Origin of the sequence: Prochlorococcus sp. MIT 1323, assembly GCF_047304905.1 — a bacterium.
GTDB classification, from domain to species: domain Bacteria; phylum Cyanobacteriota; class Cyanobacteriia; order PCC-6307; family Cyanobiaceae; genus Prochlorococcus; species Prochlorococcus marinus_D.
Genome location: NZ_CP138973.1, coordinates 625581 through 640498, shown reverse-complemented (window position 1 = coordinate 640498; position 14918 = coordinate 625581). Strand labels below are relative to the sequence as shown.

Genomic DNA, 14918 nt, shown 5'->3' with positions numbered 1-14918 from the left:
TCGCCGCTAGACATGAACAAGCTTTGTTCAGTGTTCTGGGACGTTGATGGCACCCTTGCTGACACAGAAATGGATGGCCATCGCGTGGCCTTTAATGCAGCGTTTGCCGAGGCGGAACTTGCTTGGTTTTGGGATCGCCACCTCTACGCTGAACTTCTACGAATACCAGGTGGGAGACAACGTATTGAGAACTATGCTGGGCGCCTGGGAGAAGAGTTCAATGAAGAGTTTTTGGCTCAGTTGCGTAGACGTAAACAACACCACTACATCGAAAGAATACGTTCTGGATACGTCCCTTGGAGACCGGGTGTGCGGCGTCTTCTCACGGAACTCCAACTGAATGGAGTGGAGCAATGGGTGGTAACCACAAGCGGTCGCGACTCTGTAAGCGCCTTGCTTGAGGTGAATTTCCCTCATGGTGATTCACCATTCCAGGGATGCATCACCGCTGAGGATGTTTGCCTTGGCAAGCCACATCCAGAGGGCTATCTGCATGCACTTTGCGCCAGTGGTTTCAACAAGAATGAGGTGATAGTGATCGAAGATTCTGCAGCTGGACTTGCTGCCGCTAGAGCTGCAAATCTGCCATGCCTGCTCACCCCATCCCCATGGGATCAGGAGCTGAAATCAAAGTTCCACCAAGCCAATGCGGTGTTCGACCATCTTGGTGACAAAGGGTTGCCCTGCAAAGTGCTCGTAGGCCCCCCTTGTCTTCAAGAGCAGGTCAAGCTGGAGTACTTACAAAGACTCATCGATATGGCTCCTTCATGAGCCTACAAAACACACGCTTTGCACGATTCCAGCGTCAGCTGTGGGGGCATTTTGCTCAAGCTTGGCTTGGATCATGGCGGCGGCGCAGCATTGCTCTGATCGCTTTGTTGCTTGGCTTTTATCTCGGTAGCAACCTCACTGTCTATTACCTGCAGAAGATTGATTTGAGACCGCTTGTTGTCATTGTGATGGTTTTGATCATTGAGCTATTGGTATTCTTGCGCAGCCGTGTTGAGATTGAGCCTTGGCCGTTGCACTGGTTGGCTTTGGACAACCTGAGGATTGGCGCGGTTTATGCAGTTGTCCTCGAGGCCTTCAAGCTTGGTTCTTGATCATCATCAAAATAAATTTTTAACGCCTTGGTCTGACCCTGCCGACCCCCAGATTCTCTTTCCAATTCAACCTCTTGAACAGTTACTCGTTCAATTGGGTTGGCCTGATCCACAAGCTTGGCTTATCCATTGGCAAAAGCGAGGCGGCATCTCGCTAAAAAGGCCTTTCTGGCATCCATCTACCCGCACCGATTGGATTTGGGGGCTTGGTTTGCCGTTACTCACACTTGTGGAAGGGTGTCTTGGTAAAAGCGATCGATCATTGCTTGGTATAACAGGCCTTCCGGGTTGCGGAAAGACGAGCCTTGGTTGTTGGCTCGAAGCCGCTGCTGGAGAACTTGGTTGGCCGATCAAGGTGATTTCATTGGATGATTTTTATTGGTCATTCCCTGAGCTCGATCGAAGCATGAGCGGTAATCCCTGGAGAGTGCCTAGAGCGCTTCCAGGCAGCCATGATCTCGATTTGTTGGCCAGTGTGCTGGATACATGGCAGTCAACTGGTCACTTAAAAGCACCGATGTTCGACAAAGCGCTCCGCCATGGTCGAGGTGATCGAGATGGTTGGCACCTTTCTGATCCAAAGGTACTTGTCATAGAAGGATGGATCCTTGGTTGCTTGCCTTGCAAATTTGCAGAGGCAGGCCAATTTTCGGATCAGCTCGTACCACCGCTGAACAAGCTTGAGCATGATTATCGCTTTGTTGTCCAAGAGGCGTTGAACGGCTATGTGCCGATATGGGACCGTTTAGATACTCTTTGGCACCTGAAAGCAATCGACCCAAGCTCTACACGAATTTGGAAAGCTAACCAGGAGAGCTTGATGCAACTAAATCGTGGTGTTTGCCTTGATCAAGAATCGTTTGAGGGTTTTGTGCGCATGATCCTTGCCTCTATTCCCTTAACTTGTCTCGATGGGATAGAGGCTGATGTCGTCGCCACCCTTACGCCTGCACGCCAGTTGATGTGGGTCGGTCAGAGGGGATATCAAGACTCATCATCATCAGACTCTTGCATTGGATAAACAAATCCTTGTGCTCGACCACTTAGAACCGATTTACCGATTGATAGAGCGCGTTGAGCCGCTGTGGCGGCTTTAGCTTTCCAGATGGCATGACGCTGATTACGTTTGCCTTTGGAGGTTTTTTTCTTCGGTACAGCCATCTCAGGCAGGAACAGCCAAACGATAATCCTCCCCTTTAGTAAGGCCTTGCGTCAAATAGCTAGGCTCTCTACACCGCAACGTTGCTGTGAGTTCAGGTCCATCGGCACTGCAGGGTTCGCCATCTGTGAAGCGTTCATCTCTGGAAGCAGATCAGTCTCAGCATTCATCTGAAGCTGTATCCTTTGCGCCCTTCAAGCAGAAACCCACAATCAGCTATAGCCAGCTGCTCAATCAGATCAAAGAGAAAAAGGTTAAGTCGTTGGAGTTGATACCAGCTCGGCGAGAAGTCGTGGTGGTTTTCAAGGATGGACACCAGGAGAAGGTGGCGATCTTCGATAATTACCAACAAATCCTACGAGTCGCCGAGGCTGCTGATACCTCTCTGACGGTGAAGGACATTCGTCAGGAACAGGCATTTGCAGGAATGGCCGGCAATCTTGTATTGATCTTGATGGTTGTTGTTGGCTTGACGTTTCTTTTTCGTCGTTCTGCTCAAGTGGCAAACAGAGCAATGGGATTTGGACGTAGTCAACCTCGGTTGAAACCGCAAGAGGATCTACCTATTCGCTTTGATGATGTAGCGGGGATTAAAGAAGCGAAAGAGGAGCTGCAAGAGGTGGTTACTTTCTTGCGGCAACCTGAGAGTTTCATCAAGCTTGGCGCCCTGATCCCAAGGGGTGTTCTTCTAGTGGGTGCTCCTGGAACAGGGAAAACCCTCTTGGCCAAGGCAATTGCTGGTGAGGCAGGCGTGCCTTTTTTCTCTATGGCGGCCTCTGAATTTGTGGAATTATTTGTTGGCGTGGGTGCTAGTCGAGTAAGAGACCTATTCCGCAAAGCTAAAGAGAAAGCCCCATGCATCGTGTTTATAGATGAAATTGATGCTGTGGGGAGACAGCGAGGGGCTGGCATCGGTGGTGGAAATGATGAACGAGAACAGACTCTGAATCAGCTTCTGACAGAAATGGATGGGTTTGCAGATAATTCTGGCGTCATTCTTCTTGCAGCTACCAATCGGCCAGATGTGCTTGATGCGGCACTGATGCGGCCTGGACGCTTTGATCGTCGTATTGAAGTTTCCCTTCCTGATCGTCGGGGTCGTAAGGAAATCCTCGCTGTTCATGCTCGAACTCGACCCCTTGCGGAGGAGGTATGTTTGCAGGATTGGGCACGTCGAACGCCTGGTTTCTCAGGGGCTGATCTTGCCAACTTATTGAACGAAGCTGCCATCCTCACAGCAAGGCAGGAGAAAGCATGCATTGGCACTGAACAGCTTGAAGCGGCGCTTGAAAGGATCACGATGGGACTCTCTGCAGCACCTCTACAAGACAGTGCAAAAAAGAGGTTGATTGCCTATCACGAGATTGGACATGCCTTGGTTGCAGCTTTAACCCCTCATGCCGACCGCATAGATAAGGTCACGCTTTTGCCTCGTAGCGGAGGCGTTGGCGGATTTACTCGTTTCTGGCCAGATGAGGAAATCCTTGATTCAGGCCTTGTCACAAAGGGATATCTCTTCGCAAGGCTTGTGGTTGCCCTTGGCGGCCGGGCAGCAGAGTTGGTGGTTTTTGGACTCGATGAAATCACCCAGGGTGCAAGTGGCGACTTGCAGAGCGTTGCGCATCTGGCTCGAGAGATGGTGACGCGGTTCGGCTTTTCGAGCCTTGGGCCTATCGCTTTGGAGACAGAGGGCTCAGAGGTTTTCCTAGGACGTGATTTGATCCATACACGCCCGAGCTACGCTGAATCGACTGGAAAAGTCATAGACGAGCAGATACGAGCTTTAGCGGTTGATGCCTTAGAGCAGGCAATTAACTTGCTTTCGCCAAGAAGGGAAGTGATGGATCTGTTGGTTGATGCTCTGATTCAGGAGGAAACTCTCCATACTGATCGTTTTCTGCAATTGGCTGGATTGACTGTTGATCAGTCACAGCCAGTGGGCGTGTAATTAGAAGGACTTAGCCTGTGTTGATTGAGTCGATGGGCTTGGCTGGTTTCGCCCGACCCTTGCAATGGTTCAAGAGCCAATGGCTTTGGCTCTTGCTCTCTATTTCAGCTTTCTGGTTGTTGATGCGGGTTCAAGTCGAATGGTTGTGGTTCGGTCAATTTGATTGGCAAGGGATGCTTCTCCGCCGTTGGCTCTGGCAACTGGGAGGACTTCTCCTCGCCCTTCTGGTTGTCGCGACTTGTCAGCTTTGGCAGCGCAACTGGATCAAACTCGAAGGTGCAAGCAATTTGGGAGAGCCATCCCTTTCCCTGCATGGATGGCGTTATGGCTTGGGGCTACTTGGCTGCTTCGTGGTGGTGGTCGGTGATCTTGTATTACTCAGTCGATTGGCGTGGTTAGCTTGTTTCAAGCCATTTGACCTTGGGCATTGGTGGAGTGAACCTTTTGAAGACATTTGGGCGCTGGTGATTCCGCTGTCCTGTGTATTCATCTCAATTTGCGTGATGCTTGGCAATGCCCGAGGTGGAAGGATTGCTCATTTAATGGGTTGTTTTTGCTTCAGTATCTCGATTGCTAGAGGCTGGGGGCTATGGGCACTCGCCCTTGCTATACCTCCTACAGGTATTAAAGAACCACTACTGGGTGGCGATGTAAGTTTTGGGCTCGGCCAATTTCCAGCACTAGCCTTTGGTTTGGTTGTTCTGTTGGCCCAACTAATCTTAACAACATGTACGACTATATGGATGAAGTTAGCCCAGCCTGAATCGCTTTCGGATTGGGTTTTCAAAGGTTTATCTCCTAGACAGTGCAATTTTTTAAGGCCACTAATCGGCATCATACTTTTAACACTTTCAGCACTTTTATGGTTATCACGTCATGAACTTCTCTGGACGCAGAACGGTACGGTGGCCGGAGCTGGTTGGTTGGATGCTCACCTGATACTTCCTCTGCGAAGTTTGGCAAGCTTGGCCATTTTGGTTTTCGCATTTCTGGTAATTCCATTTCCATGGATACAACAAAGGCGTCTATTGAGATTAATTGCTTCAATTATTGGCGTAGGAGTAATTCTTCTCGAAGTACTTTTGGCTCCATTTGTGCAGTGGATGGTCGTAAAACCTAGAGAACTGAAACTAGAAACCCCTTACATTATTCGAGCAATTAAAGCCACAAGGAAAGCATTTCAGCTTGACTCGATAACAACCACACTTATTAATCCTCAACCTCAGTTAACTCAACTTGATCTTGAACAAGGTGCTAGCACACTAAGGAATATTCGTCTATGGGATAGTCAGCCTCTATTGGCAACCAATCGTCAATTACAGCAATTGAGGGTTTACTATCGCTTTTCAAATGCAGCAGTAGATCGTTATCGCTTTGTGCCTGACGTAGCGAACCGGCAACAGGTGATGATCACAGCACGCGAACTTGATCAGGCTGCACTTCCAAAACGTTCACGTACTTGGTTGAATCGTCATTTTGTATTCACGCATGGATATGGCTTTACTCTCAGTCCAGTCAATACAAGAGCACCCGATGGTCTACCTGACTATTTTATCAGTGATCTAGGAACCTCAACACGTCTTGAAGGTAGTTCTGAGCTAGGCATTACTCGTGATGAGGTCAAAGAGGCTGTCCCTATTGGGAGAGCAGCTCTTTATTTTGGAATGCTACCCTCTCCTTATGCTCTTGCTCCGAGCAAACTAAAAGAACTTGATTATCCAGTAGGTGATAAGAATATCTACAACCACTATTTGGGATCAGGAGGTGTGCCGGTGGGGCATCCCTGGCAACAATTAGCAGCAGCTATGTACCTTTTTGAACCTCGTCTTCTTAATACAGGGTCGCTAACGATTAATTCCAAACTTCTTATTAGGCGCGAAGTAAGACAAAGAGTGAGGGCAATAGCGCCATTCCTTGAAGTCATTGGTGACCCATATTTGGTTTCTACTTCAGTTAATTCTAAAGATCTTGATTATGAAGCTAAGCAAAACCAATACTGGATTGTTGAAGCTTATACAAGCTCACGCACATACCCCTACGCAGCAAACCTACCAGATGGTCGCCCGCTGCGATATTTACGTAACTCAGTCAAAGCTATTGTTGATGCATACAGTGGTCGTGTTCACTTGTATGTGAGTGAACCGCGGGATCCGATAATATTGGGTTGGCAGCGATTGTTTCCAGATCTTTTCAAACCTCTTGAGGAGATGCCTTCAAGCTTGCGAGAGCATCTCAAGGTACCTACAGATTTGTTTAATGTACAGGTACAGCAATTACTTAGATACCACGTTACTGATCCTCGTATATTTTATAGCGGTGATGATGTTTGGCAGGTTCCAAAGGAACTCTATGGTAGGCGGCAGGTTCCTGTTGATCCCTATCACATCACTGCACAGTTAGGTACTCAAGAAAGTTCAGAATTTCTATTATTACAACCACTAACACCACTGGCTCGTCCCAATCTTTCTGCGTGGCTCGCTGCTCGCAGTGATGGTGAGCATTATGGAAAATTAGTCTTGTTACGTTTCCCAAGTCAAACGCCAATCTTCGGTCCTGAACAGATTCAGGCCCTTATCAATCAGGACCCACAGATCAGTCAACAGTTTGGTCTTTGGGATCGTGCTGGATCTGAAGTTGTGCAAGGGAACCTTCTTGTTGTACCCCTAGGGAAGGCCCTTCTTTATGTAGAACCTGTTTACCTAAGGGCACGTCAAGGTGGTTTACCAACACTTACCAGGGTTGTGGTTAGTGATGGCAAAAGGATAGCCATGGCTGAGGATCTCGCCGAAGGCCTAAGGGCCTTAGTTGATGGATCAAGCAAAAAAGCAGTGTATTTAAATAGAATTGATCTGCCACCAATTAAGGAAGCAGATCAATCAAATTAATGATGTATTGATAGATTAATGATTAATTTATTGAGGCGAAGAACTCCTTACTTCCAACTGGGTCTGGTTTCATTGTTTTCTCTCCTGGTGTCCAATTAGCTGGGCATACCTCATCTGGATGTGACTGTACATACTGAAAGGCCTGCAGTACACGTAATGTCTCATCCACGTTCCTTCCTACTGGTAGGTTGTTAATTGTTGAATGCATTATGACTCCATCTGGGTCAATGATAAACAAACCACGTAGGGCTACTCCAGCAGCATCATCTAAAACGTTATAGGCTGTCGAAATCTCTTTCTTGAGATCAGCTATTAGTGGATAGTTTATGTCACCAAGACCTCCTTCCTTACGTGATGTCTGGATCCATGCAAGATGGCTGAACTGACTATCAACTGAAACACCTAATACCTCTGTATTTCGGCTCGAGAAATCAGCGTAACGATCACTAAATGCTGTAATTTCTGTTGGGCATACAAAAGTGAAATCTAGGGGATAAAAGAATAAAACCACATACTTCCCCCTGTACTGGGAAAGGCTTATTTCTTTAAACTCTTGATCAACAACAGCTGTAGCATTGAAGTCTGGGGCCTGCTGACCCACCCGTAGGCATTCGTTGGTCGTCATGATTGAGAGTTAAGAGTTGATGGCTCTGCAAGAGATGTGCTTAATCAGAGCTAAAGTGAAGTCGGTATGACTTCTTGTTGGCTACTCAAATTTATCATGCCATGCCTATTTTGATCGCTAGGGCTAAGCTTAATCAATATGGCTGAAGCGGGAATCATCTAAACTTCTTGCATGCTCAAACAAACAACAGCCTGGGACCAAGCCTTGCTACGTAAGTTCAGCAACACAGGCCATTTTCGACTTCTCAATCAGCTTAGGACTGAACTTAAGCTCCAACCACTAATTCGCGATCCCAACACTAGAAGGCTAACCCTGCAGGCGATGCCGATTCGATCTGGGAGCCACCGAGGCAATAGGCGCCCCTACACGCCTGAGGCATCCCATAGCGATAAAACACAGGCTGTAGAAGCGAAAGAGAACCAGAGTTCATTTCGACAAAGACTTAATGCAATTGAAATGCGTTAGATTTTAGATTCTAAACTATTTAATGTCATTGTAAAAAATGCCAATATAAATTGATTGATTCATGATAACGCTAGTGAAGACCCAATTACTTCCTCAGGGGATGTGAAATATTGATTTAGCTAGCCTTGCATCGGCTCCTAATAGCGATTAAAAAATGAGAACAAAGATATTCATCAATGCCGGATAATCTAATCATGCGAAACGATTGTTATCACTGTCTGATTAACATTATGCGTAGCAATCTGCTTGTTTCATATATACTTGAAAAAAGAGACTTGTAGTCATTAGTATCTCCATAATTCCCTAGTAAGAATAGGCTAAATGGTCTCATGATAGATTTATATCTCTAATCATACATGATGTTCGTGGAAGGATTTGTGATGATAGCAATAGTGAAAAGTGGGCGCTGTTGTTACTATTTTTGAGGGTAGTAGGCTTGCTGGATTGATGGCTGTACCGCTCTTCTTCCTTATCTCAAAGTGTAGGTGAGGCCCAGTGCTACGGCCTGTGCTGCCCATTGTTGCGATTGTGGCTCCTTGGGGTAAGATCTGCCCCTTTTTAACAAGTAGTCGATTGTTGTGCGCATACAGAGTTGAATCCCCGTTTACATGTGCTATTTCTACAAGATATCCGTAAGCTCCTTTCCAGCCCGCATAGGAAACAATGCCGCCTTTTGCCGAAAGGATAGGTGTATTGACCTTATTCGCTATATCAATACCTTGATGCATTCTTCCCCAACGCCAGCCATACCCTGAAGTGATTACACCCTTTGTAGGCCAAATATAAGAGTTCGTGTCACCTAGATCTATCAATTCACCTCCATTACTGAGTAGAGAAAGGGATTGAAGGTTGTTATTGCCAAGACTTGTCGTTATAATTGTTTTCTGAGGGTGCGTTGAGTTTGCAACTCGAATATTCCTACCCACTTTGAGTTGATTGAATTCAAGACCTGGATTTAGCTGACGAATCCTCTGATGTGTTTGTCCATGCTGCTTGGCAATTGATGCAATCGAGTCTCCGCTTTCTATTTTGACCAAGCTTGGAGGTGGAGCCGGCGCGGACACTGGCGGCTGGTTTTGGCTGACTGTTGTTATGTCTAAAGACTTGGACTGCTGCAGACGAGCCATGGCTGAGACAGGTAACACAATCCAACTGCCAGCCATCAGCCTGTTGGCTGATGGCTGATCATTGAGCGCCGAAATCTCAGACAAAGAGATGCCAAGCTGATGAGCAATGAATTTAATCGTTGCTGGTTTGTTGACTTTGACCCATATCTGTCCATCAGGCTGAGGGAGAACAGGTGGGGGTAATGGATGGGAGGAGGGATGATGATATTTACTGGCTTCGCCAGGCAGGTGGTTGACTGTCCCTAATGCAAGTACTGGCGCGGCGATGGTTGAGATCAGCAACGGCAGCGAGTTCATGGGGGCCAATCAACGTGAAGCACCCCTTAGACATTCAGCCTTGAGGAGTTCGCGCGAAAATTAACGTCTGAATTAGAGATCCGCAAGGGGTGCTTGATTGGCCATCGTTGATTTGATCTCATAGGTAAGCTAGACATTTTCCTGCAAGGGCAAAACTGAGGTAAACGCGATTAACCCTGGAGCAAATCAATTCTTTGTAGGTGTTTTTACTCACAGGCGGCCGTCGTTGCTTTGGCCTGCCTTCTCTCGTCAGCATAAAGCCCTTGATATTTTATTTAAGGTGATTGTGCTTCTGAATCTCTTGTAGAGGCTGACACAATGGCCAAGAGACTCAAACCTCGCAAATCACTTCTTTCAGGAGGTTGATATTTTTTCACTCGACGTCAGTTCGATCTCGATATTGTTGATAATCTTGCCGAAATTTAACTGTATTCACTTTCTAATTACCCTTGATTTCCGTTTAGGCTTTTTGGAATGAAATTCCTTTTATTATTTGGTCGCATTTGATTTGTTGTGGTGAAGGCTGATTGGTTTCTTTGAACAAGGTATAAACCCTATTCGTCAGCCGTTTAAATCTTTGTTAGATGAAATCATTGAGATTGAGATTTCGTCTAAAGCTATACTTAGTTTTTAGATTCAATAACATAATAAATCAATTAGCAGAAGGTTGACTATTTGAGAAAATAGAATGGCTCGGGGGAGACTTGAACTCCCGACCTTGGGGTTATGAATCCCACGCTCTAACCAGCTGAGCTACCGAGCCTTGTCGTTAACAACAATAAACGATGGACCTTCTCTGGTCAGACCTTATTCGATGGAAGCAACGTGACTGGATTCATTGCTAAGCCATCCTTCTTTCTGATCTCAAAATGGAGATGTGGACCAGTGCTGCGACCAGTGCTGCCCATCTTAGAGATCGTTGCTCCTTGCGGTATGAACTGACCACTGCGCACCAAAATCTGATTGTTATGGGCATAGCGGGTTGTGGAGCCACCACCATGTGCAATTTCTACGAGGTAGCCGTAGGCCCCCCTCCATCCGGCATAGGTGACGATTCCGTCTTTTGCTGCAAAAACGGGAGTGCCCACTTTATTGGCGATATCAATGCCTTGATGCATTCTCCCCCACCTCCATCCGAAACCAGATGTGAACACACCTTTAGTAGGCCATATGTAGGAGTCAGAATCAATGCTTCCTAGATGGAGCATGCCATTACTTCTGGTGTATAAATCTGCTGGGTTAACTGGTGATTCAACATCTAAGCAGGTGGGGCAGTTGCATGGAGACTCAAGTGAACACTCCTTTTTAAGGATGTTGTTGCTAGTTATTTTTGTTTGGATCTTTACTTGATTTTTATTCTTATTTAGATCATTGAACGAGTAAAGTGAATTTTTTTTCTTAGTTTCATCAAGCAGTCGATTCAAGCTATTAGCTTTGTTGCTTGAGTTGTCGATTTTTTTACTAGGGTCATGCAGCAGTGCCTCATCTGAATCAAGGTAACTGATTCGACCCAAGCGGCTATGAACAGATCTTGGCAAAACAATCCAACTGCCTTTGCTCAGTTCTGTATCTGATGAATTTTTATTGAGTTTTGACAGTTCAGTCGCTTTCAGTCCGAGCTTGCCTGCAAGTTCCTCTAAGGTTACTGGGAGGGCAACTTTTATCCATATCAGTTGCTGTGAGGTTGTGCTTGAGATCTTGACCTTCTCCCCTACAGCACTATTTGCATAGCCAGGAAAGGACCCAAGGTTTCCTAAAGCAAGCACTGGTGCTGCAAAGGAAGAGATAAGCAACAACAGGGGCTTCATTCAATAAAGTCGATGTTCAAAACCCCTATCAAGCCGAACTTGGCCGGAGTCCGGGAGAAGTTAGCTGATCTCCCCTCGATTAGGCAAGGGGGGGCAGAAGCAATCTTGCTCCGGTTTACTCACCACAGCCCCAGTTGCCGGCCAGCCTCAAAGCTCACGATGGCGCAAGCCACAGACAGGTTTAGGCTCCTTACTCCGCCCTGCCCCTGTTCACTTGCTGCTCCAGGCATGGGAATTGTCGTGATCTGATCACACTGCTGACGGATTTTGGTAGGAAGACCGGTGTCCTCACGGCCGAAAAGCAAAACATCTCCGGTTTGGAAACGCATCGAACGGAGGGGGATTCCTCCAAATCTGCTGCAACCGATCAGTCGATGATTCAATGGCAGGCACCTGCGAAATGTATCCAGGTCAGAATGAACTGATAAATCGACGTGAGGCCAGTAATCAAGTCCTGCTCTACGTAGATAGCGATCGTCAAGGCTGAACCCAAGAGGTTCAATCAGAGCTAGTGGAATGTGGAAGGCTGCACAGGTCCTGGCGATATTTCCTGTATTTGGTGGAATACGTGGCTCGTATAGAGCTACGCGTAATGGTGAGAGTTCATTTGGATCGCTCATGGCACCGCAATACCAAGCTGTTTGAGATTCAAGGCTCGACCCTGTATGACAAGCCAGCTGTTTGATGCCAACGGTTCCAGTTCCTGAGATAGCTTCCCAAGACGATCTCTAAAAAGACCTCCATTGGAGGTACTGGGTACAACACCCCAGCCAGTTTCCTCAATGACAATCACGATGGATGCATCATGTTGTTTAATCGTTTGTAGTAGATCGTTTTTTAGGGCTTTCCAATTGCTCGAAGGTTGGTCGAGATGCCATGCAACAAAACCACCCAACGCTTCAATTAAAACAACATCTGATCTTGGCATTTGAATGATTGCCTTTTTAAGGTCTGGTCCAGATTCAATCAATGACCAGTGTTTTGGTCGACGATTACGATGTTTTTCAAGCCTTTGCTGCCAATTCAGGTCGCCAGCTCTTCTCGGCGAGGTGGCGATATAAGTTACAGACTTGAATTGTTTGACCAAGTGTTCAGCCCATCGGCTCTTTCCACCTCTGCTTGGGCCTGACACTAGGGTAAGGCCATTGACTTTAGGAATAGTGTTAGCTACTACCATTCATTCCGCGTAGGGTTGCAACAGAAGAGGGAGAGACGCGATTGAGATAACGGAAAATCCAGTACTTAAAGATGGTTGCAAGTATCACAGGGAAGGTGGCAATGAATAAAAGTATGAAATTTTCTCGAGCTGGAAATCCAAAATGATTTGCAATTCCCTGCAATAATACCTGCCATCCTTCGGGACTGTGGAACCCTACAAACATATCTGTAAAAAGAATGATTGCGAATGCCTTCGCAGAGTCACTTAAGCCGTAAATTGCTTCGTCTAGAAACCCTCGGAGAACTCTCAATTCTTCCCGATTAATTATACAAACAAAAGCAAAAGCAATCAGTGCTGCGATATCTGCTAAGACATTTTTTACTGCATGTGTGCTTTCTTTATCAGCTTCATCCTTAAGTTGACTTGCTTTTATTGCCAGTGCCTTCTGTAGTTCGTCTTGACTTGGGACTGAATCACCTTTGAGTAGGGCATCAAACTCTATCTCTGCTTTAAATACTCTAAGTTTTTCAACCGCTTGTTCTTCAAGTTGGGGTTTGGGATAACTCAGAAATGGCAGCTCTGGGGCCAAGTAGTCAATCGCCGGGCTAATGAGGTAAGTTCGGCTGATCTGTTGCACAAGTAACGGCACCAGAATTAGCAGCAAGATGATCTTTAGTGAGATCAGAGTGGAATCGCGACGGCGGCGAAACCCTGCAACTAAAGTCGCCTCGGATGTTGGATCAAGCTGTCGTCGCACCTTATCAACTAAACCAAGAAGAGATCTGGGAAGAGGGTCTGGTGCCCTACTCATAGACGTTGATCTTGATGAACGCTTCGGGGCATAGCGATTTACAATCGTCTCAATTAACTGAAATTTTCGATATTCCTGACTTTCAAGTTGGCTGATATTAGGCTTAATAGCCTCAAACGTTAAACGACAGATATTTACGGCAGTATGAAATTTACGCAATATGGTTGACTGTAATGATCGTGGAACAGAAAGTTGCTGGTTGTCTCTTATAGGCCGATCGCCGTAGTATTCAAGCTCAAGTGTCTGGATCAGAAGTGCTGCTTCGTAACCACGTTCAAGGTCATTATTGATGTCTATTGATCGAGCTTCTCCAAATGTTCTCATCCAGTCCCTAAGCGTCATGGTGATTGAGTCAGCGAGAGAACACCCACCATGTGGCCATCGGAACGATTGTGCCGACAACCATCAAGACAACGACAATTAGGGTTGCATTACTGTTTTGTGTTTGTTCTTGTGACGGGATATTGGTTTGCTTAATTGCGCTAAATGTTTCGACAGGAGCTCCTGGGTCATCCCCGCCATCCAATACGACTTGTAAGCGGGCAATTGCATCAAAGGATGCTTGCTGGTAACGCTCCCCTCCGACCACTGGCTTATTCATTGTCGTACGGCCAGTGCTCTGCAAAAGGGCGTCGGGTAATGTGCTTCTTAAACTTGCATCTGCCAAGACAACAGTTTGCTTGGTTTGTGCATCTATCAACATCACTAGCAAGGGCAGCTCTTTTTCACCAGCGTTTGTGGACCATCTATCGATCAGCGAACTGCCAAAGTTGGAAAGGGAAACACCATAATCAAGTTTACGAAGAGTAATCAAGCGAGCATCAAGCCTTTCGTTTCCGAGCTCAACAAGACGTCCTTCAATCTGAGAACGAGACACTCTGCTGAGGACATCAGCAGAATCGACAACATGGCCTTCAGGCCTTGCAACAGGAAAATCTTCTGTTGTTATGGCAAAGGCTCCTGGCACAAGGAGAATCAGACCCAGGAGGATGCTGATCAGAACACCGAGAATGCGGCTTGACCTCAGAACAGGCATCAGTTCAACAACAGCTCACAATGCAGTCTGACGTCAGCTGAGCAAGCTGTCTCGATTCAGAGCAGAAATTGCTTGAATCACAATCCTTGCTCGATCAGAAGGTAAGTCAAGCTTGCAAGCTAGATCCTCCAGGAAAGCAGCTTCCTCCTTTGAGACCTCGCGATCTGAATGGACTAACTGGGCGGCGACTGCCAAGGCACTTTCCTGCTGGAACGAAGACAGGGCAGGTAATGCTTTGCTAATCAGACCATCTACACCCTCCTGGCGCAACAGGCTTAGGAGTTGATCAAAGAGCTCGCCCATAGAGGCTTCCGAGCGCTCCCGATAGGGGTATCTGAATTCAAGTTGGCGACGAAGGGCATGGGCTTCTTCGCGACCGAAAACCCCGTCACAAGAAACAGCGGCGAGGGCCACTGCTGCAAAGGCTTCAGCATCGGTCATGAAAGCTGGAACAACACAACCCATTTGAGCAAGAGTGCGTGCATCTGACATCAC

15 protein-coding genes and 1 tRNA gene are annotated in these 14918 nt (G+C 46.8%); 6 read left to right on the top strand and 10 right to left on the bottom strand.

Annotated features, from left to right (window positions below; all coding sequences use genetic code 11):
• Nucleotides 1–12: 12 nt before the first annotated feature.
• The 3 genes from SIB68_RS03010 to SIB68_RS03000 are packed head-to-tail and all read left to right on the top strand — an operon-like array spanning nucleotide 13 to nucleotide 2124.
• Nucleotides 13–771: an HAD-IA family hydrolase gene (locus SIB68_RS03010; RefSeq protein WP_063400529.1), complete on the top strand. Its 759-nt coding sequence runs from the start codon at nucleotides 13–15 to the stop codon at nucleotides 769–771.
• The gene (locus SIB68_RS03005; RefSeq protein ID WP_063400528.1) at nucleotides 768–1103 is read left to right on the top strand and encodes a DUF565 domain-containing protein; all 336 of its coding nucleotides are present in this window, start codon (nucleotides 768–770) and stop codon (nucleotides 1101–1103) included. Before SIB68_RS03010 ends, SIB68_RS03005 begins: the two co-directional genes overlap by 4 nt.
• Nucleotides 1066–2124 carry a hypothetical protein gene (locus SIB68_RS03000; RefSeq protein ID WP_063400527.1) on the top strand — a complete coding sequence of 353 codons (1059 nt, stop codon included), beginning with the start codon at nucleotides 1066–1068 and terminating at the stop codon, nucleotides 2122–2124. Before SIB68_RS03005 ends, SIB68_RS03000 begins: the two co-directional genes overlap by 38 nt.
• Here SIB68_RS03000 and rpmF read toward each other — a convergent pair.
• Nucleotides 2088–2264: a 50S ribosomal protein L32 gene (gene rpmF, locus SIB68_RS02995; protein WP_011130135.1), complete on the bottom strand. Its 177-nt coding sequence runs from the start codon at nucleotides 2262–2264 to the stop codon at nucleotides 2088–2090. The two genes, SIB68_RS03000 and rpmF, sit on opposite strands and share 37 nt — an antisense overlap.
• An 86-nt stretch (nucleotides 2265–2350) precedes the next feature.
• Here rpmF and ftsH point away from each other — a divergent pair, with 86 nt between their 5' ends.
• Both ftsH and SIB68_RS02985 read left to right on the top strand, forming a co-directional pair.
• Complete coding sequence (ftsH, locus tag SIB68_RS02990; RefSeq protein WP_063400526.1) at nucleotides 2351–4210, top strand: ATP-dependent zinc metalloprotease FtsH; 1860 nt, start codon at nucleotides 2351–2353, stop codon at nucleotides 4208–4210.
• Nucleotides 4211–4242: 32 nt separating this feature from the next.
• Entirely contained in the window at nucleotides 4243–7095 is a 2853-nt protein-coding gene (locus SIB68_RS02985) for a UPF0182 family protein (protein WP_063400525.1), read from the top strand.
• 22 nt (nucleotides 7096–7117) lie between these two features.
• On the opposite strand, the gene SIB68_RS02980 is transcribed toward SIB68_RS02985, so the two are convergent.
• A complete protein-coding gene (locus SIB68_RS02980; protein WP_063400524.1) occupies nucleotides 7118–7720 on the bottom strand; it encodes a peroxiredoxin in 603 nt (200 codons plus the stop codon).
• Nucleotides 7721–7891: 171 nt separating this feature from the next.
• Here SIB68_RS02980 and SIB68_RS02975 point away from each other — a divergent pair, with 171 nt between their 5' ends.
• The gene (locus SIB68_RS02975; protein WP_063400523.1) at nucleotides 7892–8185 is read left to right on the top strand and encodes a hypothetical protein; all 294 of its coding nucleotides are present in this window, start codon (nucleotides 7892–7894) and stop codon (nucleotides 8183–8185) included.
• Nucleotides 8186–8535: 350 nt separating this feature from the next.
• Here SIB68_RS02975 and SIB68_RS02970 read toward each other — a convergent pair whose 3' ends face one another.
• The 8 genes from SIB68_RS02970 to SIB68_RS02935 form a co-directional block, all read right to left on the bottom strand.
• Nucleotides 8536–9609, bottom strand: coding sequence for a peptidoglycan DD-metalloendopeptidase family protein (locus SIB68_RS02970; RefSeq protein ID WP_063400522.1), 1074 nt, complete (start codon nucleotides 9607–9609; stop codon nucleotides 8536–8538).
• A 689-nt stretch (nucleotides 9610–10298) separates the two neighbouring features.
• A tRNA-Met gene (locus tag SIB68_RS02965) sits at nucleotides 10299–10372 on the bottom strand.
• 37 nt (nucleotides 10373–10409) lie between these two features.
• Nucleotides 10410–10817, bottom strand: a complete 408-nt coding sequence (locus SIB68_RS02960) for a M23 family metallopeptidase (protein ID WP_236068980.1) — start codon at nucleotides 10815–10817, stop codon at nucleotides 10410–10412.
• Nucleotides 10818–11536: 719 nt separating this feature from the next.
• Nucleotides 11537–12037, bottom strand: a complete 501-nt coding sequence (locus tag SIB68_RS02955; RefSeq protein ID WP_063400520.1) for a tRNA (cytidine(34)-2'-O)-methyltransferase — start codon at nucleotides 12035–12037, stop codon at nucleotides 11537–11539.
• Nucleotides 12034–12594, bottom strand: a complete 561-nt coding sequence (gene cobU, locus SIB68_RS02950) for a bifunctional adenosylcobinamide kinase/adenosylcobinamide-phosphate guanylyltransferase (RefSeq protein ID WP_063400519.1) — start codon at nucleotides 12592–12594, stop codon at nucleotides 12034–12036. Before cobU ends, SIB68_RS02955 begins: the two co-directional genes overlap by 4 nt.
• Nucleotides 12581–13729 (bottom strand): proton extrusion protein PcxA, encoded by a 1149-nt coding sequence (gene pxcA / locus SIB68_RS02945; protein ID WP_063400518.1) that lies wholly within the window; start codon nucleotides 13727–13729, stop codon nucleotides 12581–12583. Before pxcA ends, cobU begins: the two co-directional genes overlap by 14 nt.
• Before the next feature lie 10 nt (nucleotides 13730–13739).
• Nucleotides 13740–14423 carry a photosystem II repair protein Psb32 gene (gene psb32 / locus SIB68_RS02940; RefSeq protein ID WP_063400517.1) on the bottom strand — a complete coding sequence of 228 codons (684 nt, stop codon included), beginning with the start codon at nucleotides 14421–14423 and terminating at the stop codon, nucleotides 13740–13742.
• Nucleotides 14424–14456: 33 nt separating this feature from the next.
• Nucleotides 14457–14915 carry a tellurite resistance TerB family protein gene (locus SIB68_RS02935; protein WP_081215522.1) on the bottom strand — a complete coding sequence of 153 codons (459 nt, stop codon included), beginning with the start codon at nucleotides 14913–14915 and terminating at the stop codon, nucleotides 14457–14459.
• Between the last annotated feature and the right edge of the window lie 3 nt (nucleotides 14916–14918).

What these genes read in the sequence shown, in the direction of transcription:
- SIB68_RS03000 (WP_063400527.1), top strand. Translation starts at nt 1,066, where the DNA reads ATGCAGTTGTCCTCGAGGCCTTCAAGCTTGGTTCTTGATCATCATCAA.
- SIB68_RS02955 (WP_063400520.1), bottom strand. Translation starts at nt 12,037, where the DNA reads ATGAGCGATCCAAATGAACTCTCACCATTACGCGTAGCTCTATACGAG.
- SIB68_RS02985 (WP_063400525.1), top strand. Translation starts at nt 4,243, where the DNA reads ATGGGCTTGGCTGGTTTCGCCCGACCCTTGCAATGGTTCAAGAGCCAA.
- SIB68_RS03005 (WP_063400528.1), top strand. Translation starts at nt 768, where the DNA reads ATGAGCCTACAAAACACACGCTTTGCACGATTCCAGCGTCAGCTGTGG.
- SIB68_RS02960 (WP_236068980.1), bottom strand. Translation starts at nt 10,817, where the DNA reads ATGCTCCATCTAGGAAGCATTGATTCTGACTCCTACATATGGCCTACT.
- pxcA (WP_063400518.1), bottom strand. Translation starts at nt 13,729, where the DNA reads ATGACGCTTAGGGACTGGATGAGAACATTTGGAGAAGCTCGATCAATA.
- rpmF (WP_011130135.1), bottom strand. Translation starts at nt 2,264, where the DNA reads ATGGCTGTACCGAAGAAAAAAACCTCCAAAGGCAAACGTAATCAGCGT.
- SIB68_RS02970 (WP_063400522.1), bottom strand. Translation starts at nt 9,609, where the DNA reads ATGAACTCGCTGCCGTTGCTGATCTCAACCATCGCCGCGCCAGTACTT.
- SIB68_RS02980 (WP_063400524.1), bottom strand. Translation starts at nt 7,720, where the DNA reads ATGACGACCAACGAATGCCTACGGGTGGGTCAGCAGGCCCCAGACTTC.
- SIB68_RS02935 (WP_081215522.1), bottom strand. Translation starts at nt 14,915, where the DNA reads ATGTCAGATGCACGCACTCTTGCTCAAATGGGTTGTGTTGTTCCAGCT.
- cobU (WP_063400519.1), bottom strand. Translation starts at nt 12,594, where the DNA reads ATGGTAGTAGCTAACACTATTCCTAAAGTCAATGGCCTTACCCTAGTG.
- SIB68_RS03010 (WP_063400529.1), top strand. Translation starts at nt 13, where the DNA reads ATGAACAAGCTTTGTTCAGTGTTCTGGGACGTTGATGGCACCCTTGCT.
- SIB68_RS02975 (WP_063400523.1), top strand. Translation starts at nt 7,892, where the DNA reads ATGCTCAAACAAACAACAGCCTGGGACCAAGCCTTGCTACGTAAGTTC.
- psb32 (WP_063400517.1), bottom strand. Translation starts at nt 14,423, where the DNA reads ATGCCTGTTCTGAGGTCAAGCCGCATTCTCGGTGTTCTGATCAGCATC.